This window comes from Bradyrhizobium sp. USDA 3364 (genome assembly GCF_054056355.1).
Map to the genome: position 1 here is coordinate 2,884,064 of NZ_JBSRYG010000002.1, position 18,608 is coordinate 2,902,671.

Below are 18,608 nucleotides of genomic sequence, written 5' to 3' on the forward strand. Positions count from 1 at the left end.
GACAATGGCGAATGGGTTGTTCACTATATCGAACAATGCAGGATTTCGACCTTCGCGACCTCGACGCCTTCGTGGCGGTGGCGCGCACGCGCAACTTCCGGCGCGCCGCGCTGGAGAGCCGCGTCTCGGTTTCGAGCCTCAGCCAGCGCCTGCGCGACATGGAGGAGCGGCTCGGCGTCCGCCTGATGAACCGCACCACCCGCAGCGTCGCGCTGACCGAGGCCGGCGAGCTGCTGCTTGCGCGCGTCGCACCCGCAATGGTTAACGTCGCGGATGCGATCACGGAGGTGCGCGGCCTGCGGGCCGAGCCATCGGGCCGGCTGCGCATCAACGCGCCGCCGCCTGCGGTCGATCTGGTGCTGGCGCCGATGATCGCGCCGTTTCTTGCCAGATATCCCCAGGTCGAGCTCGACCTCGTCTCCGAGAGTGCATTCGTCGACATCGTCGCGCAGGGTTTTGACGCCGGCGTGCGCTACGGCGAGCACCTGGCGCAGGACATGGTCGCAATTCCGCTCGGCGCGCCGCAGCGTTATGCGGTCGTGGCGTCGAGCGATTATGTCGCGAAACACGGCCGGCCGATGCATCCGAAGGATTTGCTGGCGCATGCCTGCATTCGCAGCCGCTTCAGCAACGGCGTGATGTTCGACTGGGAGTTCGAGAAGAACGGCCGCGTCGTGAAGATCTCGCCGCCGGCCAAGCTGACCGCGACCCATCTCGGCCTTGCGCTGCGCGCGGTCCATGACGGCGTCGGCTATTGGGCGACGTTCGAAGGCTATGTCCGCTACGGCGTGAAGTCCGGCACGCTGGTCAGCGTGCTCGATGACTGGTGCCCGCCGTTCGACGGCCCGTTCCTCTATTATCCGAGCCGCCGCCAGCCGCCACCCGCCCTCGCCGCCTTCGTGGCGTTCGTCGCCGACTGGCGCAAGCAGGCGCGGCGGAAGAAGTAGGCCGAGCTAGACCCACATCGTCGTCCCGGCGCAGGCCGGGACCCATATGTGGACGGCCCCCGTGGCACAAGAGGTTTCTGGAACTGGTCGGATCGCTGTCATCCATATGTCCGGCCTGTTTGATGCGGTCGGATTGACCGCTGGGCCAAGATGGTTTCCGCGACGCGAGTGCCAAACAACCTGGCGACCTTCTGAAGGCCAATGGGTCCCGCGGCTTGTCTCGCGTGCTGGATCGATCGATCATTCCATCTGCTCTTGCAGCTCCGGTTCGGCCGGCGAGTGCAGCGTCCGGCCGGCCAAACTCTTAGGTGACGATTGCCGGCGCGGCATTGATCCGTGCGGCGTCGTAGTTCTCGCCCGTGACCATCAGCTTCCAGGCGATGCGGGCAACCTTGTTGGCGAGCGCCACCGCCGCCAGCTTCGGCGGCTTACGCTTGAGCAGCGCAACGAGCCAGCGCGAGGGCTGGCCGCGTCCGAGCCTTGCTTGCCGGATCACCGCAGTGGCTCCTGCCACGAGCAGCCGACGCAGGGTCTCGTCGCCGGCGCGGGTGATCTTGCCGAGCCTGGTCTTGCCGGCGGTGGAATGGTCTTTGGGTGTCAGGCCGAGCCAGGCCGCGAACCACCGGCCGGAGCGGAACGCGTGCGGGTCGGGGGTCTTCATCACCAACGCCGTCGCAATGATCGGACCGACCGAGGGGATCTGGGCCAGACGGCGGCTCGTGGCGTTGGCCCGGTGCCAGGCCAAAAGCTTGGCCTCGATCGTCTTCAGTTCGCCCTGCAGCTGCGTGTAGTCGCGGCCCTGCATGGCGAACAGCTCACGCGCCAGCGCCGGAAGGCTCTCGTCCTGCGCAATCCGTGCCAGCAGCGGCTCGATCTTGTCCAGTCCCTTGGCGGCGACCAGGCCAAACTCCGCCGCATAGCCGCGGATCGCATTGCTGAGCTGGGTGCGGCGGGCGATTAGCCCGTCGCGGACGCCCGTCAGCATCAGCGCGGCCTGCTGCTCGGCGCTCTTCACCGGCACAAACCGCATCCGCGGCCGGCTCATCGCTTCGCACAGCCCGTCCGCGTCTCGCCCGTCATTCTTGTTGCGTTCCACATACGGCTTCACCAGCTGCGGCGCCATCAGCTTCACCTCATGGCCGAGCTTGCCAAGCTCCCGAGCCCAGTAATGGGCCGCACCGCACGCCTCCATCCCGACCACGGTCGGCGGCAGTTTGGCAAAGAACTCCAGCACCTGCTTGCGCGACAGCTTCTTGCGCAACACCGCCTGCTCCGCCGCATCAACCCCATGCAGCACAAAAATATGCTTCGACGTATCCATTCCAATGCGGATAATCTCTCTCACGGACGGCTCCCTTGTCTGAGATTTGCAACAACCTCATTCTGGCACACTGATGCCGTAGGGGGCCGTCCACCCCATCAACCACAGGCGACTATTGTGAGAGCGCGCTGTGGCCACAGCTCGTCGCAGTATCAACATTTGGGGTAATGGGTCCCGGCCTTCGCCGGGACGACACGCGAATGCGTGATTGCAGCGTGCTCGACAGTAATCGCCGCGGCTTCATCCAGCTACCTTTGCCGGACGCGTCACGTTGCCTGGTTGGCCCCACCAGCCCCTTTGCATGGGGTTGTTTTCGATATTTTGGCGGCTACGCAGTCACAGCATGCTCGGCAGCACGCGATCCGGCGGCTTGTGGGCGTCGAGGAAGGTTCGGATGTTGATGATGACCTTCTCGCCCATCTCGACGCGGCCTTCGATGGTGGCCGAGCCCATGTGGGGCAGCAGCGTCACCTTGCCAGCCTTGGCGAGCCGCACCAGCTTCGGGTTCACCGCGGGCTCGTGCTCGTAGACGTCGAGCGCCGCGCCGCCGATCTCTCCAGCCTCGATCAGCTTGATCAGGGTGTCCTCGTCGATCACCTCGCCGCGCGCGGTGTTGACGACATAGGCCTCTTTCCGGATCAGCTTGAGCCGCCGCGCCGAGAGCAGATGATAGGTCGCCGGCGTGTGCGGGCAGTTCACCGAGATGATGTCCATCCGCGCCAGCATCTGGTCGAGGCTTTCCCAATAGGTCGCGCCGAGCTCTTCGGCGATCATAGGCGCCACCGGGCGGCGGTTGTGATAGTGGATCTGCAAGCCGAAGGCGCGGGCGCGGCGCGCCACGGCTTGGCCGATCCGGCCCATGCCGACGATGCCGAGCCGCTTTCCGCCGATGCGGTGGCCGAGCATCCAGGTCGGCGACCAGCCGGCCCAGTGCTGCTTGCCTTCGGTCAGGATCGAGGCGCCCTCGATCATGCGGCGCGGCACCGCAAGGATCAGCGCCATGGTCATGTCGGCGGTGTCCTCGGTCAGCACCTTCGGCGTGTTGGTCACGGTGATGCCGCGGGCATGCGCGGCGGCGACGTCGATATTGTCGACGCCATTGCCGAAATTGGCGATCATCTTCAGCTTGCAGTCGGGCTGATTGATCACGTCCTCGCGGATCATGTCGGTCACGGTGGGCACCAGCACGTCGGCGGTTCTTGCCGCCTCGGCGATCTGCTCCGGCGTCATCGGCGTGTCGTCGAGATTCAGTCTGGCGTCGAACAGCTCGCGCATCCGGGTCTCGATCGAGTCCGGCAGCTTGCGGGTGACGACGACGAGAGGCTTTTTCTTCACCGACATGTCCTGCTTTCATGAGACGCGCGGCTCGCCAAAAACCGAGCCGTTGAGGCCTCATTAACCCGGTTGTTCGACACTGCTGATAGCCGCGCTGTCCCCGGCGTTTCCTTCGCGTTTCCTAGGGTTCCCCGATACTTGCCCCGGCTTTTCGCCAAGGCGAAACGACGGGAAATTCGGGTGTTCTGGCTCTTGGGCGTTCCGTCCTCTCTAGCAGAAGGCCGGGCCAAGACAAGAACCCCTCGGAGCTACGACATAGGAACGAATGGCGCAGGCGCAGGGGGCCCTCGGGCTTGGGATTTTATTTGGGTCTGGGTTGCAGCTCGCCGGATGCGGGTTGGACTTCTCGGCAGGAGACGAGTTGATGGTCTGGCGTTTCGGTTCATTGGTGGCGCTGGTCGGGAGCATGCTGAGTGCGTCGGTCATGCCGGGACATACCGCCAAGGATTTGAGCCCCACCACCAGCGGCCTGCCGATTCCGCGCTATGTCAGCCTGAAATCCGATCATGTGAATGTCAGGGCCGGCCCGACCAAGGATAACGACGTCGCCTGGGTCTACACGCGGTCGGGGCTGCCGGTCGAAATCACCGCCGAGTTCGAGAACTGGCGCCGGGTGCGCGATTCCGAAGGCGCCGAAGGCTGGGTCTATCACTCCCTGCTGTCCGGCCGCCGCACTGCGGTCGTCACGATGAAGAACAAGGACGATCTGGCCTCGCTCTACGATCGTCCCGACGCCACCAGCGGGATCGCGGCGCGGCTGCAGGCCGGCGTCGTCGCGCAGGTCAGGAAATGCGCCAACGGCTGGTGCCGGGTCACCGGCAGCGGGTTCGACGGCTGGATCGAGCAGCAGCGCCTCTGGGGCGTCTACGCCGACGAGAAGGTGGACTGAGTTTCCTCGTCCCCAACGACAATGGCCGGGACGAGCCCGGCCATCACTGATTAAATCCGAAGATAGAACGCCTCAGCGCTTCTTGCGCAGCCGCACCACCATGTCGACGCGCGAGATTTCGTAGCCTTCCGGCACGTCGGGCATCTTCGAGAGCACGAGGTTCGGGTCCGGAATGTCGACCAGCTCGTGGTTGTGCTCGAGATAGAAGTGGTGATGCGTCGACACGTTGGTGTCGAAATAGGTCTTGGTGCCGTCGACGCTGACCTGACGCAGCAGGCCGGCATCGGTGAGCTGGTTGAGCGTGTTGTAGACGGTCGCCAGCGACACCGGAACCTTGGCCAGCGTGGCTTCCTCGTACAGCATTTCAGCGGTCAGGTGGCGTGCGCCCTTGCCGAACAGCAGCCAGCCCAGCGCCATGCGCTGGCGGGTCGGCCGGAGGCCGGCAGACTGCAGCATCTCGTTAACGTCATGCCACGGGCAGCCGGTCAGGGCAGGGTGGTGCCCAGCGCCCCGGGCAGCCGGGTGCACGGCATCATCATTCACAGCCGGTACTTCCTCGTTCATATCCACTCTATGCACCCAACTCAGGCAATATTCCTCATAAATATAAAAAGGATGCCTATCAGATGCAAGTTTTTCGCAACTAGAACGAATCCAAGCTGCGGTAGAAACCTAAGGAGAGACGGCAATTTATCAATGGAATGCCGCTTTGCCGCCCAGTTAACCCTATGTTAGAGAGCGCGCGGACCACATATGCGCTTTCGGCAGAGATAACAGGTCGGCAGCGTACCCAGGTAGCGCCAAGATGCGGGACGGGATATTCCCCTTCCCGTGGGTAGATCAAGGTCCGACCAAGCAAAAGCGCTTCATCGGGACATTAGAGGTGAAAGAGGATGCTGGATCGGCGCGGCGGTTATGAATACGAGGATTTGCTGGCTTGCGGGCGGGGCGAGCTTTTCGGTCCCGGCAACGCCCAGTTGCCGCTGCCGCCGATGCTCATGTTCGATCGCATCAGCGAGATCTCGGAAACCGGCGGGGAGTTCGGCAAGGGCCTGGTGCGCGCCGAACTCGAGGTGAAGCCGGACCTCTGGTTCTTCGGTTGCCATTTCAAGAACGATCCGGTGATGCCGGGCTGCCTCGGCCTCGATGCCATGTGGCAAATGGTCGGCTTTTACCTCGGCTGGATCGGTGGCGAAGGTCGTGGCCGCGCGCTCGGCCTCGGCGAGCTGAAGTTCTCCGGACAGGTGCTGCCGCACGTGCGCAAGGTTGTGTACAACATCGATATCAAGCGCGTGATGCGGTCAAAGCTCGTGCTTGGAATTGCCGACGGGTGGCTTTCCATGGACGACGAGATTATCTATCGCGCCAAGGACTTGAAGGTCGGATTGTTCAAGCAGGGCACCGCGCCGTCTTGAGCAAGATCATCATGCGGCAACATAAAGGCAGGGCGAGGCGAACATGAGGCGGGTTGTCATCACGGGGATGGGCATTGTCTCGTCCATCGGAAACAACACCCAGGAAGTGCTTGCGAGCCTCTACGAGGCGAAGTCGGGCATTTCACGTGCGGAGAAGGCCGCCGAACTTGGCTTTCGTTCACAAGTGCACGGGGCGCCGACACTCAATCCCGCCGAGGTGATCGACCGCCGCGCGATGCGGTTCCTTGCCGAAGGTGCTGCGTGGAATCACGTCGCCATGGAACAGGCGATCCGCGATTCCGGTCTCGAGGAGAACGAGGTCTCCAACATCCGCACCGGCATCATCATGGGATCCGGCGGACCGTCGACGCGCACGCTGGTCGAGGCCGCCGACATCGCGCGCGCCAAAGGCCCGAAGCGCGTCGGTCCGTTTGCGGTGCCGAAGGGCATGTCCTCGACCGCGTCGGCAACGCTCGCGACCTGGTTCAAGATCAAGGGCGTGAACTATTCGATCTCGTCCGCCTGCGCGACGTCGAACCATTGCATCGGCAATGCGTATGAGACGATCCAGATCGGCAAGCAGGACGTCATCTTCGCCGGCGGCTGCGAGGAACTCGACTGGACGCTGTCGGTGCTGTTCGACGCGATGGGCGCGATGTCCTCGAAATACAACGACACGCCGGCCACCGCCTCGCGTCCCTACGATCTCAATCGCGACGGCTTCGTGATTGCCGGCGGCGCGGGTGTCGTGGTGCTCGAAGAGCTCGAGCGTGCCAAGGCACGCGGCGCGCGGATCTACGGCGAGGTCGTCGGCTACGGCGCGACCTCGGACGGATACGACATGGTGGCGCCGTCGGGCGAGGGCGCCGAGCGCTGCATGCGCATGGCGATGTCGACGGTGGACACGCCGGTCGACTACATCAACCCGCACGCCACCTCGACGCCGGCCGGCGATCCGCCGGAGATCGAGGCGATCCGCAAGGTGTTCGGCAGCGGCGACAAGTGCCCGCCGATCTCGGCGACCAAGGCGCTGACCGGCCACTCGCTCGGCGCCACCGGCGTGCAGGAAGCGATCTACTCGCTGTTGATGCTGAACAACGGCTTCGTCTGCGAAAGCGCGCATATCACCGAGCTCGATCCGATCTTCGCCGACATGCCGATCGTGCGCAAACGTATCGACAACGCCAAGCTCACGACCGTGCTGTCGAACTCGTTCGGCTTCGGCGGCACCAACGCCACGCTGGTGTTCAGGCGGCTTGACGCGTGATTTCGCCTCTCCTCGCGTGCCGAGGAAGGTCAGAAGGCCGCGCATGGGGACATTGCAACAATCCGGAATGGGGTGGGAATGATTATTGAACCGCGCGTGCGAGGCTTCATCTGCACCACGGCACATCCCGTCGGCTGCGCCACGAATGTCCGCGAACAGATCGCCTATGTTCTGAAGCAGGGCCCGATTGCGGACTGCCCGAAGCGCGTCGCCGTGCTGGGCTGCTCGACCGGCTACGGCCTTGCGAGCCGCATCGTCGCGACCTTCGGCCGGCGGTGCCGATACGATCGGCGTGTCGCTGGAGCGCGAGCCTTCGGAAAAGCGAAGCGCCAGCGCCGGCTGGTACAACAACCGCGCTTTCGAGATCGAGGCCGAGAAGATCGGCCGATCGCCGCTCACGCTGGAGGGCGATGCCTTCTCGGACGAGATGAAGAAAGACTTCATCGACCGGGTGCGCGAAAAATTCGGGCAGCTCGATTTGCTGGTCTACAGCATGGCCGCGCCGATCCGCACCGATCCCGACACCGGCAAGACCTATCGCTCGGTCATCAAGCCGCTCGGCGCGCCGGTCGAGATCAAGACGCTCGATACCGAGACCGGCGAGGTGTTCCAGACTACGCTCGAGCCGGCGAACGAGGATCAAACCGCGGCGACCGTCGCTGTCATGGGCGGCGACGACTGGAAGCGCTGGACCGACCAGCTCGCGGACGCCGGCGTGCTGGCGCCGGGCTTCCGGACCCTCAACTACACCTACATCGGCAGCGAACTGACCTGGCCGATCTACTGGAACGGCACGCTCGGCCGCGCCAAGGTCGATCTCGACAGCAAGGCGGAAGCGATCCGCGGGCGGTTGGGCGCGGATGCCGCGCGCGTCGTCGCGCTGAAGGCCGTGGTCACCCAGGCGAGCTCGGCGATTCCGGTGGTGCCGCTCTACGGCACCGTGCTGTTCAAGGTCATGAAGCAGCTCGGGCTGCATGAAGGCTGCATCGAGCAGATCGATCGGCTGTTCCGCACCCGCCTCGGCAAGGATGTCGCGCTCGACGACGCGCAACGCATCCGGGTCGACGACTGGGAGCTTTCGCCCGAAGTGCAGGCGGAAGTGTCGCGGCGCTGGCCGCTGCTCACCACCGAGACGCTCGGCGAACTGGCGGATCTCGGGGAATACAAGAGCCAGTTCCTGCGCCTGTTCGGCTTCGGCATCGACGGCGTCGACTACACGCAGGACATCGACCCCCGCGTCGTGCCGGGCTAGGCAGGTCCACTGCTGCGTAGCCCGGATGAAGCGAAGCTAAATCCGGGGCCTTTTTAACAGAGGGACTGTCCCGGATTACGCTTCGCTTCATCCGGGCTACGCAAGACTGCGTCACCCCGCCGCGATCTTCTCGGCGCGCTGGAATGCCGGGCGTGCCACGCAACGGTCGATATAGGCGTCGAACGACGGGCGCGGCGGCACCATCTTGAAGATGCGTACGGCAAAGTTCAGCCCCGCGCCGATCGCGATGTCGGCGGCGGAGAACTGATCGCCGAGGATCCACGGCGCCTTCTGCAATTCGGCGTCGAGCACGTCGAACACCTGCGCCGCGCTGCCCCAGGCCGCGGTGCTGGTCGGCACCTCGAGCTTGGTGAAGAGCTGGATCAGCGCCGGCTCGATGCAGCTCGGCGAGAAGAACAGCCATTGCAGATAGCGCGCGCGCTTCGGATCGCTTGCCGCCGGCGCGAGCTTTGTCTCGGGATAGCGGTCGGCGATGTAGGCGCAGATCGCCGCCGCCTCGGCGAGCTTTGCATCGCCGTCGGTCAACGCCGGCACCTTGCCCATCGGGTTGATCTTGAGGAAGTCGGGCGATTTCTGTGCACCCGTGCTGATGTCGGTCAGCACCCGTTCGTAAGGCAGCCCGGATTCCTCCAGCAGCCAGATCGCGGAGAACGAACGCGAGCGCGGCGACCAGTACAGCTTGATCATGGGTTAGTCTCCGATGTTCGATTTGCTCTCTTCCACCGGTAGTGCTTCATCATGAAGCCGGTGACCGGATTGGGCGCTTCCTTCTGGAACACAAAACCTTCGCGCTCGTACCAGCGCCAGGCTTTTTCGTTCTCGCGGACGCATTTCAGCCGGATCTCGTCGGGCATTTGCCGGCGCGTGAGGGCGAGCAGATGACGGCCCAGGTTGCGGCCCTGATGGCTTGGCGCGACCATCAGCTGGTCGAGCAGCAGGGTCGGCCGATGCAGCGCCAGCATCGCTGCGATGGTGCCGCGGTCGTCGGCGACGAACAAGCGTCCAGCCGTTGTCGATTTCGCGCGGCAGGCGGACACGCAGGTCGGTCAAAAGTCCGTCGCTCCGTGGTGTGAGCCCGGTCGAGGTCCAGCTCTCCATCCAGACACGCGCGATCTCGTCGTATTCGTCGGGGCGGCCAGGACGGATGGTCGGCAGCGTCATCGTCGATCCCCATCGCGTTCGACACCGGCGGTGCGACGCTGCGGACGAAAAAGGTGAAAGCCCCGCGCAACGATCGCAGGGCTTTCGAACGTAACGCAGTTTGCTGCGGCCGGCGAGCCCGGCTCACACGCCGAGCGTACCGGCCTTCGCTGCCGCATATCGTTCCGCGACGGCCTTCCAGTTCACGGTGTTCCACCACGCCTTGAGGTAATCGGGCCGGCGGTTCTGGTAGGTCAGGTAATAAGCATGCTCCCAGACGTCGTTGCCGAGCAGGGCGCGCTTGCCGTCCATGATCGGGTTGTCCTGGTTCGGCCGGGTCTCGATCGCGAGCTTGCCGTCCTTGGTCACGGTGACGAACACCCAGCCGGAGCCGAACACGCGGCCGCCGGCGGCGTTGAAGTCGGTCTGGAATTTCTCCATGCCGCCGAGGTCGCGATCAACAGCGGCGAGCACCTCGCCGTCGGGCTTGCCGCCGTTCGGTCCCATGATCTGCCAGAACATCGTGTGGTTGGCGTGGCCGCCCATGTTGTTGCGCACGCCGGTACGGATCGCCTCCGGCACGTTGGCGAGATTGGCGAGCACCTCGGTGACCGGCTTCCCCGCGATCTGCGGATTGTCCTTGGCGAAAGTGTTGAGGTTGGTGACATAGGCCTGGTGATGCCGGTCGTGATGGATCTCCATCGTCTTGGCATCGATATGCGGCTCCAGCGCATTGGTTGGATAGGCCAGCGGATCGATCTTGAACGGTCCGCTCGGTGCCTGCGCCGTGGCCTGCGCGAATGCTGCGCGCGACGAGGCGGCGGCCGCAGCGATGCCGCTTGCTGCAATGATCAAATGGCGTCGGGACATCGAGGACATCGTGGTTCTCCGTAGTGGGAAAGCGTCCTGATGTTAGGCGCAAGTTGTGAATGTGTTCCAACGATGCCGGTCACAATGCCGGGTCAAAATCGTGCATGCCGATCAGCGGAGATTGATTTGCGTCGACGCCCGCAAACTAAAAAGGGCGGCCACAGGGCCGCCCTTTCCGTAGCCATCAATTGACTTGGCTCACTCGCCGGCAGCTTCGCGCGGCGCCGCAGCCGGTGCGTCGGTCTTCTGCTTGGCCTCGAGGTCCTCGCCGGTCTCCTGATCGACCGCCTTCATCGACAGGCGGGTCTTTCCGCGATCGTCGAAGCCGAGCAGCTTGACCTTGACCTTGTCGCCTTCCTTGACGACGTCGGAGGTCTTCTGCACGCGGTTGGACGCGAGCTGGCTGATGTGGACGAGACCGTCCTTGGCGCCGAAGAAGTTCACGAACGCGCCGAACTCCATCACCTTGACGACGGTGCCCTCGTAGATCTGGCCGACCTCCGGATCGGAGGCGATCGACTTGATCCACTTGATCGCAGCCTTCATCGCCTCGCCGTCGTTGGAGGCGACCTTCACGGTGCCGTCGTCCTCGATGTTGACCTTGGCGCCGGTCTTCTCGACGATCTCGCGGATCACCTTGCCGCCGGTGCCGATCACTTCGCGGATCTTGTCGGTGGCGATCTTGAAGGTCTCGATGCGCGGTGCGTATTCGCCGAGCTCGGCGCGCGCCGCGGTCAGGGCCTTGGCCATCTCGCCGAGGATGTGGATGCGCCCTTCCTTGGCCTGGCCAAGCGCAACCTTCATGATCTCCTCGGTGATGCCCTCGATCTTGATGTCCATCTGGAGCGAGGTGATGCCCTGGTCGGTGCCGGCGACCTTGAAGTCCATGTCGCCGAGATGATCCTCGTCACCGAGGATGTCCGACAGCACCGCGAAGCGCTGACCTTCGAGGATCAGGCCCATGGCGATACCGGCGGTCGGCCGCTTCAGCGGCACGCCGGCGTCCATCAGCGACAGCGAGGCGCCGCAGACCGAGGCCATCGAGGACGAGCCGTTCGACTCGGTGATCTCGGAGACCACGCGGATCGTGTACGGGAACTCGTGGTGCGGCGGCAGCACCGGATGGATCGCGCGCCAGGCGAGCTTGCCGTGGCCGATCTCGCGGCGCTTGGTGCCGCCGAGGCGACCGGTTTCACCGACCGAGTAGGGCGGGAAGTTGTAATGCAGCAGGAACGTTTCCTTGTACGTCCCCGACAGCGCGTCGATGTACTGCTCGTCCTCGCCGGTGCCGAGCGTGGTCACGACCATCGCCTGGGTCTCACCGCGGGTGAACAGCGCCGAGCCGTGGGCGCGCGGCAGCACGCCAGCTTCGGCGATGATGTTGCGCACGGTCTTGACGTCGCGGCCGTCGATGCGCTTGCCGGTGTCGAGGATGTTCCAGCGAACGATCTTGGCTTCCAGTTCCTTGAACACGGCGGCAACGCGGAGCTTGTCGTATTTCGGCTCCTGGCCTTCCGGCAAGAAGTGCGCCAGCACCTTCTCCTTGACGGCGCCGACCGCGGCATAGCGTTCCTGCTTGACCGGGATCGCATAGGCCTTGCGCAGCTCCTGCTCGGCGATGCCGAGCATTTCCTTCTCGATCTCCGAATTGTCGATCGTGGTGACTTCGCGCGGTTCCTTGGCGGCCTTCTCGGCGAGCTCGATGATCGCGTTGATGACGGGCTGGAAGTGGCGGTGGCCGAACATGACCGCGCCGAGCATCACGTCTTCGTTGAGCTCCTTGGCTTCCGATTCCACCATCAGCACGGCGTCGGCGGTGCCGGCGACGACGAGATCGAGCTGGGTCTCGGTCATCTCGTCGAGCGTCGGGTTGAGGATGAATTCGTCATTGGCGAAGCCGACGCGGGCTGCGCCGATCGGGCCTTTGAACGGGGCGCCCGACAGCGTCAGCGCGGCGGAGGCGGCGACCAGCGACACGATGTCCGGATCGTTCTCCATGTCGTGCGAGAGCACGGTGACGATCACCTGGGTCTCGTTGCGCCAGCCATCGACGAACAGCGGACGGATCGGACGGTCGATCAGGCGGGAGACCAGCGTCTCCTTCTCGGTCGGACGGCCCTCGCGCTTGAAATAGCCGCCGGGAATGCGGCCCGCGGCGTAGGTCTTTTCCTGGTAGTCGACCGTCAGCGGCAGAAAGTCGACGCCTTCGCGCGGCGCCTTCGCCGCGACGACGGTGGCAAGCACCACGGTCTCGCCGTAGGTGGCCATCACGGCGCCGTCGGCCTGGCGGGCGATCTTGCCGGTTTCAAGTTTGAGGGGACGTCCACCCCAGTCGATCTCGACGGAATGCGAATTGAACATTTCGGTTTCTTTCATGGTTTCACCAAAGACATGGCGCCCTGAAACACAAAGACCATGCCAAGACGGCGAGACACTGATGCACTGCTGCGATCAGCATCCGGCGATCCTGCCATGGTCCCTGGATTTCGGATGGCGTCCATCCTTTCGGTCATCTGGGCATCTTGCCCGGTCCAGCGGCCGGATTGCTGCTGGACGCTAGTTGGCATGGCGCGACTGCCATGCTGCGCATGATCTTCTTTCGACAATTCGAAAGTCCGAGTTCGCGGACGACCATGCGAAAAACGCGCGCGAACCCTCGCGCGCGTGCTTCTCAAATCAACGACGGATGTTGTGCTTTTCGAGCAGCGCCTTGTAGCGCGCCTCGTCCTTGCGCTTGATGTAGTCAAGCAGGGAGCGGCGCGTCGACACGAGCTTCAGGAGGCCGCGGCGTGAATGGTTGTCCTTCACATGGCTCTTGAAGTGCTCGGTGAGGTTATTGATGCGTTCCGACAGGATCGCGACCTGAACCTCGGGCGAGCCGGTGTCGCCGGCTTTGGTGGCATTCGTCTTGATGACTTCCGCTTTGCGTTGCGCGGTAATCGACATCGTCAGTTACTTTCATTGTTGCGAGCCGGACCGGCAGTCAGTCCGTTCAGGTTGAACACGCGCTTGGGGATGAGTTCGCCATTGCCAATTTCAGCAAGCGCGAGAAGCCGGCCTGCCACCGTGACATAGACTGTGCCGCTAGTATTGGGCGCATCCCGTCCGCGCAACAAAACGGCCTGGCCCCTGTGGAGCCTTGCCGCATCAGCCCGTGTGACGGCCAGTGCCGGGATGTCGTCCAGCGCGGTCTCAACGGGCAAAAGCGCGTCGGCGAGGCTGCCCTCGCCAGACGCGGCTCTATTGCATAAAGCCTCCAACTGTTCCAGCGGAATCATGTCCGCCTCCGTAAACGGACCGACAAGGGTCCGTCGCAGGGCGCAGATATGGCCGAAACAGCCCAGAATCCGGCCCATATCGCGGGCCAAGGCCCGGACATAGGTTCCCTTGCCGCACTCGGCCTCGAACACGGACTGGCCGTTATCTCCATGTTCCACAAGGGTTAATTCGTGAATCTCGACCGGGCGGGGCTTCAGTTCCACGGTCTCGCCGTCGCGCGCCAGGTCATAGGCGCGCTCACCCTGCACCTTGATGGCTGAATATTGCGGCGGAATCTGCTCGATCACCCCGGTGAAGCGCGGCAGCAGTTCCCGGATCGAATCGGCGGTCGGCCGGCTTTCGCTGGTTCGGACCGGCCGCCCCTCGGTGTCGTCGGTGTCGCGCTCCTCGCCCCAGCACACCGTGAAGCGGTAACGCTTGCGGCCGTCCATCACGAACGGCACCGTCTTGGTGGCCTCGCCGAGCGCGATCGGCAGGCCGCCGGAGGCGAGCGGATCGAGCGTGCCGGCATGGCCGGCGCGCTTGGCCTGGAACAGGCGCTTGAGCACCGCGACCGCCTGCGTCGAGGTCATCCCGATCGGCTTGTCGAGCACGACCCAGCCATGGACGTCGCGCTTGTCGCGGCGCGGCTGCTGGTTCTGCTTGCCCTGCTTCTGGCGCGGGTCGTTGTTGGTGCGGCGCGCATCGTCGGTGCGCTGGCCGGCAAAGGCATCCCGCTCAGCGTCGCGCGCGTCGGTATCCTTCGCGTCGATCACGCTGTTGGTCGTCATCACAGTCATCACTCGTCGTCCGAATCGGGTGCAAGGTCTCGCTGCACCGCAGGTGTCCGCAGTAGTTTCTCGATGCGCTCCGCCTCGTCGAACCGCTCGTCGACGCGGAAGCGAATGTCGGGTGCAAATTTCAGATTGACGCGGTGCGCGATCTCGCCGCGAAGGAACTTCTTGTTGCGCTCGAGCGCGGATATCACCGTATCGGTGTCGCGGCCGCCGAGCGGCATCACGTAGATCGTCGCGAGCTTCAGGTCCGGCGACATACGCACCTCGGGAACGGTGATGATGTGGCCTTCGAGATCGGGATCGTGGACGTCACCCTGCGACAGAATCTCGGCGACCGCATGGCGAACCGTTTCGCCGACGCGCAGCTGACGTTGCGAGCCGCCGGGGTTGGAACTCTTCTTTTGACGGGGCATGACCTTCTTCCAAAACCGTCACGCCCGCAGGCCGTGGCCGCGGGCATCAATGTCCTGACTTTGCTTTCAATCAGACAATGCACCGGTGGCCGGACTAAAGTCCGGCCACGCCGTCGCATTTTCAGTCAAATGGACCCAACGCTTAGTAAGATCTGCGCTTAGTAAGATTTGGACTTACAGAGAGCGCTGGATCGTCTCGATGCGGTAACATTCGATCACGTCGCCGACACGCATGTCGCCGTAGTTCTCGAATGCCATGCCACACTCCTGGCCGGAGACCACTTCCTTCACTTCATCCTTGAAGCGCTTCAGCGTCGACAGCTTGCCTTCGTGCACCACGACGTTGTCGCGGATCAGGCGAACGTTGGCGCCGCGTTCCACGGTGCCGTCGGTGACGCGGCAACCCGCGACCTTGCCGACCTTGGAAATGTTGAAGACTTCCAGGATCTGCGCGTTGCCCAGCATGGTCTCGCGCAGCGTGGGCGCGAGCAGGCCGGACATCGCCTTTTTGATGTCATCCACGAGGTCGTAGATGATGTTGTAGTAGCGGATCTCGATGCCGTTGCGCTTGGCTGCGGCTGCCGCTTCCTTGTTGGCGCGGACCGAGAAGCCGATGATCGCAGCGTTGAAGCCTTCCGCCAGCGTGACGTCGGACTCCGAGATGCCGCCGACGCCGGCATGCAGGATGCGGGCGGCGACTTCGTCGGTGCCGAGCTTCTCCAGCGAGCCCAGGATCGCTTCCAGCGAGCCCTGCACGTCGGCCTTGACGATCAGCGGGAACTCCTTGCGGCCCGCGGTCTTCAGCTGCGACATCATCTGCTCGAGCGAGCCGCGCATGCCGGAGATCGAGGCCGCGGCGTTCTCGCGCTTCTGGTGCGCGCGGTAGCTCGTGACCTGACGGGCGCGGGCTTCGTTCTCGACGACGGCGAGACGGTCGCCGGCTTCCGGCGGGCCGTTGAAGCCGAGCACCTCGACCGGCACGGACGGACCGGCCTCTTCGAGATTCTCGCCCTGGTCGGAGATCAGCGCGCGGACGCGGCCCATCTCGGCGCCGGCCACGATGATGTCGCCGACCCGCAGCGTGCCGCGCTGTACCAGCACGGTCGCGACCGGACCGCGGCCGCGATCGAGCTTGGCTTCGATCACGGTGCCTTCCGCAGGACGCTCCGAGTTGGTCTTCAGGTCGAGGATTTCGGCCTGCAGCGCGATCATCTCGAGCAGCTTGTCGAGATTGGTCTTGTTCTTCGCCGAGACCTCGACGTCGACGACGTCGCCGCCGAGCGATTCGACCTGAACCTCGTACTGCAGCAATTCGGTGCGCACGCGCTCGGGCCGAGCATCGGGCTTGTCGATCTTGTTGATCGCCACGATCATCGGCACCTTGGCCGCCTTGGCGTGGTTGATCGCTTCGATCGTCTGCGGCATCACGCCGTCATCGGCCGCGACCACCAGCACGACGATGTCGGTGACCTTGGCGCCGCGGGCGCGCATCGCGGTGAACGCGGCGTGGCCGGGTGTGTCGATGAAGGTGATCTTGGTGCCGCTCTCGGGCGACAGCACCTGGTAGGCGCCGATATGCTGGGTAATGCCGCCGGCTTCGCCGGACACCACGTTGGCGTGGCGCAGCGCGTCGAGCAGCGAGGTCTTGCCGTGGTCGACGTGACCCATGACGGTGACGACAGGCGAACGCGGCTCGGTGTCGGTGGAATTGTCGGCGACGTCGAACAGGCCCTCTTCCACGTCGGATGCCGCGACGCGCTTGACGCTGTGGCCAAGCTCTTCGGCGATCAGCTGGGCGGTGTCGGCATCGATCACGTCGGTGATCTTGTGCATCGCGCCCTGCTTCATCAGCATGCGGATGACGTCGACCGCGCGTTCCGACATGCGGTTCGCAAGTTCCTGGATCGTGATCGCTTCCGGGATGGTGACTTCGCGGATCAGCTTTTCCTTGGGTTCGTTCGACGCATGCCCCTTCAGGCGCTGGGTGCGGCGGCGGAACGAGGCGATCGAGCGCTCGCGCACGTCGTCGGCGTTGAGCGCAGTGGTCAGAGTGAGACGGCCGCGCTCTTTCTGCGGACCGGGCTTGTGGGTCGTCTTCGGAGCCGCGGCGGGGCGCACGGCGCCGCCGGGGCGGCGCACCAGGCGCGGACCTTCGTCTTCGTCGGGCCCGGCCGCAACCGCCGCCGGCCTCGGCGCAGAGGCCGGTGTGCGCGCGGTTGTCGTGGTCGTCGGGCGTCCTGCGGGCGCACGGGCGGCCGGAGCAGATGCAGGTGCGGGTGTCGCGGGCCTGGCCGGTGCAGCGGCGGGCGCCGCGGCGGGCTTGGCCTCGCCTTCGCCGAAGCGGCGCTTGGCCTCGACCTCGGCCTTGCGCTTGGCCTCTTCCTCGTGGCGGTGACGCTCTTCTTCCGCCTTGCGGCGGGCCTCGGCGGCCTCGCGTTCGGCCTTCTCGGCAGCATCGCGGACGGCACGGCGCTTGGCTTCCTCTTCGGCCTGGCGGCGCTCCTCGATGTCGCGCTGACGGGCGTCGGCAAGCGCGCTGGCGCGCGCGGAACGCTCGTCCTCGGTCAAGGTCGGCAGCACCACGCCGGAGCGGGTGTTGCGCTGTTGCTGGCCGGGAGGCGGGCCCGAGGGGCGGCCCTGCGGCGGCCGGGGAACGGGCGCCACCGGCTTTGCAACCACGGGCTCCGGCGCATGCGCCTCGCCGGGGCCATCGCCACCGACGCGGCGTTTGCCGCGCTTCTCGACCACGACCTGCTTGGTCCGGCCGTGGCTGAAGCTCTGGCGCACGGTGCCCGTCTCGACGCGCGGCTTCAGCGACAACGTCTTGCTCGGAACACTCAAAGTCTTGTCGCCAGGGGTCTTGGTATCAACCATTCAGCAGTCCTAATCTCGTTTCGCTGCGCGTTTGCCGCACAAATCGTTCAACCTGTCGTCGTTTGCTGAGCATGATCCAGTCGGAAAGACGGCGTCCGCCTTCCTCCTGGATCAGGCTCTGGAATTTCTGGCCGCTTCGGCGGTCTTGTCGTCGTCGGCCATCCGGTATCGGACCAGCATCTGGCAGCGCGACAGGAACGTCTTGCTCGCCGGGCCCGCGAGCAGCGCAGCATGTATCACATTTGACCGCCCAAGTGCCAAATCCAATTCGTCCGACGTCAAAACATTGACGACGGCGATTACCGGCGATTCACCACGTTTTCCGCCCCTTTGCCTGAGGATCGCGTCCAATTTGCGGATTCCGTCCGCGGCGCCGTCCAAAGCGTGGATCAGGGCTGCAGTTTCGTTCCGGTTGAGCGCGTCCTCGACCTTGCCGAAGCCCGAGACGACCTGGCCGGCCTTGGCGGCCATCGCCAGGGCCTCGGTGACGCTGCGCACCAAAAGTGCGTCGGTGTCGGTGGGAAGGGTCGGCGCAACGCGGACATCGCGCTTGAATCCCTTGCTAAATTGGTGACGGCGGACCGCTTCCGCAACGCTCTGCCGCGATGCGGAAATCCATAATCCGCGGCCGGGCAGCTTGCGCTTGAGATCCGGGACCACCTCGCCTGTCGGCGAGACGACGAACCGGATCAGCTCGTCGATCGGACGCACCTCGCGGCTGACCGCGCACATCCGCGTGGTCGCGGACTTCTGCGTCCGCGGCCCATCGTCGAGATCGGGGTCAGCCTGAGCGAGCATCCGTAGGCCAT

16 protein-coding genes and 2 pseudogenes are annotated in these 18,608 nt (G+C 64.6%); 6 read left to right on the forward strand and 12 right to left on the reverse strand.

The window, feature by feature from the left end; translation table 11 throughout:
* Nucleotides 1–35 precede the first annotated feature (35 nt).
* A complete protein-coding gene (locus ACVILL_RS13510) occupies nt 36–947 on the forward strand; it encodes a LysR family transcriptional regulator (protein WP_456729488.1) in 912 nt (303 codons plus the stop codon).
* A gap of 304 nt (nt 948–1,251) precedes the next feature.
* Here the strand turns inward: ACVILL_RS13510 and ACVILL_RS13515 are convergent, their stop codons facing one another.
* Nucleotides 1,252–2,292 (reverse strand): IS110 family RNA-guided transposase, encoded by a 1,041-nt coding sequence (locus ACVILL_RS13515; RefSeq protein ID WP_456729119.1) that lies wholly within the window; start codon nt 2,290–2,292, stop codon nt 1,252–1,254.
* Nucleotides 2,293–2,604: 312 nt separating this feature from the next.
* Entirely contained in the window at nt 2,605–3,609 is a 1,005-nt protein-coding gene (locus ACVILL_RS13520) for a 2-hydroxyacid dehydrogenase (RefSeq protein ID WP_456729489.1), read from the reverse strand.
* A 358-nt stretch (nt 3,610–3,967) separates the two neighbouring features.
* Between ACVILL_RS13520 and ACVILL_RS13525 the strand changes: the two genes are divergently transcribed.
* Nucleotides 3,968–4,492: an SH3 domain-containing protein gene (locus ACVILL_RS13525; protein ID WP_456729490.1), complete on the forward strand. Its 525-nt coding sequence runs from the start codon at nt 3,968–3,970 to the stop codon at nt 4,490–4,492.
* 72 nt (nt 4,493–4,564) lie between these two features.
* On the opposite strand, the gene irrA is transcribed toward ACVILL_RS13525, so the two are convergent.
* Nucleotides 4,565–5,056, reverse strand: coding sequence for an iron response transcriptional regulator IrrA (irrA, locus tag ACVILL_RS13530; protein WP_026192029.1), 492 nt, complete (start codon nt 5,054–5,056; stop codon nt 4,565–4,567).
* Between the two features lie 329 nt (nt 5,057–5,385).
* Between irrA and fabA the strand changes: the two genes are divergently transcribed.
* The 4 genes and pseudogenes from fabA (at nt 5,386) to fabV (ending at nt 8,426) form a co-directional block, all read left to right on the forward strand.
* Nucleotides 5,386–5,907, forward strand: coding sequence for a 3-hydroxyacyl-[acyl-carrier-protein] dehydratase FabA (fabA, locus tag ACVILL_RS13535; RefSeq protein WP_456729491.1), 522 nt, complete (start codon nt 5,386–5,388; stop codon nt 5,905–5,907).
* Nucleotides 5,908–5,950: 43 nt separating this feature from the next.
* Nucleotides 5,951–7,174: a beta-ketoacyl-ACP synthase I gene (fabB, locus tag ACVILL_RS13540; protein ID WP_456729492.1), complete on the forward strand. Its 1,224-nt coding sequence runs from the start codon at nt 5,951–5,953 to the stop codon at nt 7,172–7,174.
* A gap of 78 nt (nt 7,175–7,252) precedes the next feature.
* Nucleotides 7,253–7,387, forward strand: a pseudogene (locus tag ACVILL_RS13545) (bifunctional NADH-specific enoyl-ACP reductase/trans-2-enoyl-CoA reductase); the annotation flags it as partial.
* 28 nt (nt 7,388–7,415) lie between these two features.
* Nucleotides 7,416–8,426: an enoyl-ACP reductase FabV gene (gene fabV / locus ACVILL_RS13550; protein WP_456729493.1), complete on the forward strand. Its 1,011-nt coding sequence runs from the start codon at nt 7,416–7,418 to the stop codon at nt 8,424–8,426.
* Between the two features lie 111 nt (nt 8,427–8,537).
* Here the strand turns inward: fabV and ACVILL_RS13555 are convergent, their stop codons facing one another.
* From ACVILL_RS13555 to ACVILL_RS13595, 9 genes and pseudogenes are all read right to left on the reverse strand, one after another.
* Nucleotides 8,538–9,134: a glutathione S-transferase family protein gene (locus ACVILL_RS13555; RefSeq protein WP_456729494.1), complete on the reverse strand. Its 597-nt coding sequence runs from the start codon at nt 9,132–9,134 to the stop codon at nt 8,538–8,540.
* Nucleotides 9,131–9,608 (reverse strand): annotated as a pseudogene (locus tag ACVILL_RS13560) (GNAT family N-acetyltransferase). Before ACVILL_RS13560 ends, ACVILL_RS13555 begins: the two are co-directional and overlap by 4 nt.
* A 123-nt stretch (nt 9,609–9,731) precedes the next feature.
* Complete coding sequence (locus tag ACVILL_RS13565; RefSeq protein ID WP_456729495.1) at nt 9,732–10,466, reverse strand: superoxide dismutase; 735 nt, start codon at nt 10,464–10,466, stop codon at nt 9,732–9,734.
* 189 nt (nt 10,467–10,655) lie between these two features.
* Entirely contained in the window at nt 10,656–12,818 is a 2,163-nt protein-coding gene (pnp, locus tag ACVILL_RS13570) for a polyribonucleotide nucleotidyltransferase (RefSeq protein WP_456734259.1), read from the reverse strand.
* 315 nt (nt 12,819–13,133) lie between these two features.
* Nucleotides 13,134–13,403 carry a 30S ribosomal protein S15 gene (gene rpsO / locus ACVILL_RS13575; protein ID WP_066504937.1) on the reverse strand — a complete coding sequence of 90 codons (270 nt, stop codon included), beginning with the start codon at nt 13,401–13,403 and terminating at the stop codon, nt 13,134–13,136.
* A 2-nt stretch (nt 13,404–13,405) separates the two neighbouring features.
* Complete coding sequence (truB, locus tag ACVILL_RS13580) at nt 13,406–14,515, reverse strand: tRNA pseudouridine(55) synthase TruB (protein ID WP_456729496.1); 1,110 nt, start codon at nt 14,513–14,515, stop codon at nt 13,406–13,408.
* Nucleotides 14,515–14,925 (reverse strand): 30S ribosome-binding factor RbfA, encoded by a 411-nt coding sequence (gene rbfA, locus ACVILL_RS13585; protein WP_456729497.1) that lies wholly within the window; start codon nt 14,923–14,925, stop codon nt 14,515–14,517. Before rbfA ends, truB begins: the two co-directional genes overlap by 1 nt.
* Nucleotides 14,926–15,099: 174 nt before the next feature.
* Entirely contained in the window at nt 15,100–17,799 is a 2,700-nt protein-coding gene (infB, locus tag ACVILL_RS13590; protein ID WP_456729498.1) for a translation initiation factor IF-2, read from the reverse strand.
* Nucleotides 17,800–17,910: 111 nt separating this feature from the next.
* The gene (locus ACVILL_RS13595; RefSeq protein ID WP_456729499.1) at nt 17,911–18,597 is read right to left on the reverse strand and encodes an RNA-binding protein; all 687 of its coding nucleotides are present in this window, start codon (nt 18,595–18,597) and stop codon (nt 17,911–17,913) included.
* Nucleotides 18,598–18,608 lie beyond the last annotated feature (11 nt).

Excerpts from the sequence above, each read along its gene's own strand:
- ACVILL_RS13510 (WP_456729488.1), top strand. The coding sequence starts at position 36 with ATGCAGGATTTCGACCTTCGCGACCTCGACGCCTTCGTGGCGGTGGCG.
- ACVILL_RS13520 (WP_456729489.1), bottom strand. The coding sequence starts at position 3,609 with ATGTCGGTGAAGAAAAAGCCTCTCGTCGTCGTCACCCGCAAGCTGCCG.
- ACVILL_RS13525 (WP_456729490.1), top strand. The coding sequence starts at position 3,968 with ATGGTCTGGCGTTTCGGTTCATTGGTGGCGCTGGTCGGGAGCATGCTG.
- irrA (WP_026192029.1), bottom strand. The coding sequence starts at position 5,056 with ATGAACGAGGAAGTACCGGCTGTGAATGATGATGCCGTGCACCCGGCT.
- fabA (WP_456729491.1), top strand. The coding sequence starts at position 5,386 with ATGCTGGATCGGCGCGGCGGTTATGAATACGAGGATTTGCTGGCTTGC.
- fabB (WP_456729492.1), top strand. The coding sequence starts at position 5,951 with ATGAGGCGGGTTGTCATCACGGGGATGGGCATTGTCTCGTCCATCGGA.
- ACVILL_RS13555 (WP_456729494.1), bottom strand. The coding sequence starts at position 9,134 with ATGATCAAGCTGTACTGGTCGCCGCGCTCGCGTTCGTTCTCCGCGATC.
- ACVILL_RS13565 (WP_456729495.1), bottom strand. The coding sequence starts at position 10,466 with ATGTCCTCGATGTCCCGACGCCATTTGATCATTGCAGCAAGCGGCATC.
- pnp (WP_456734259.1), bottom strand. The coding sequence starts at position 12,818 with ATGTTCAATTCGCATTCCGTCGAGATCGACTGGGGTGGACGTCCCCTC.
- rpsO (WP_066504937.1), bottom strand. The coding sequence starts at position 13,403 with ATGTCGATTACCGCGCAACGCAAAGCGGAAGTCATCAAGACGAATGCC.
- truB (WP_456729496.1), bottom strand. The coding sequence starts at position 14,515 with ATGACTGTGATGACGACCAACAGCGTGATCGACGCGAAGGATACCGAC.
- rbfA (WP_456729497.1), bottom strand. The coding sequence starts at position 14,925 with ATGCCCCGTCAAAAGAAGAGTTCCAACCCCGGCGGCTCGCAACGTCAG.
- infB (WP_456729498.1), bottom strand. The coding sequence starts at position 17,799 with ATGGTTGATACCAAGACCCCTGGCGACAAGACTTTGAGTGTTCCGAGC.
- ACVILL_RS13595 (WP_456729499.1), bottom strand. The coding sequence starts at position 18,597 with ATGCTCGCTCAGGCTGACCCCGATCTCGACGATGGGCCGCGGACGCAG.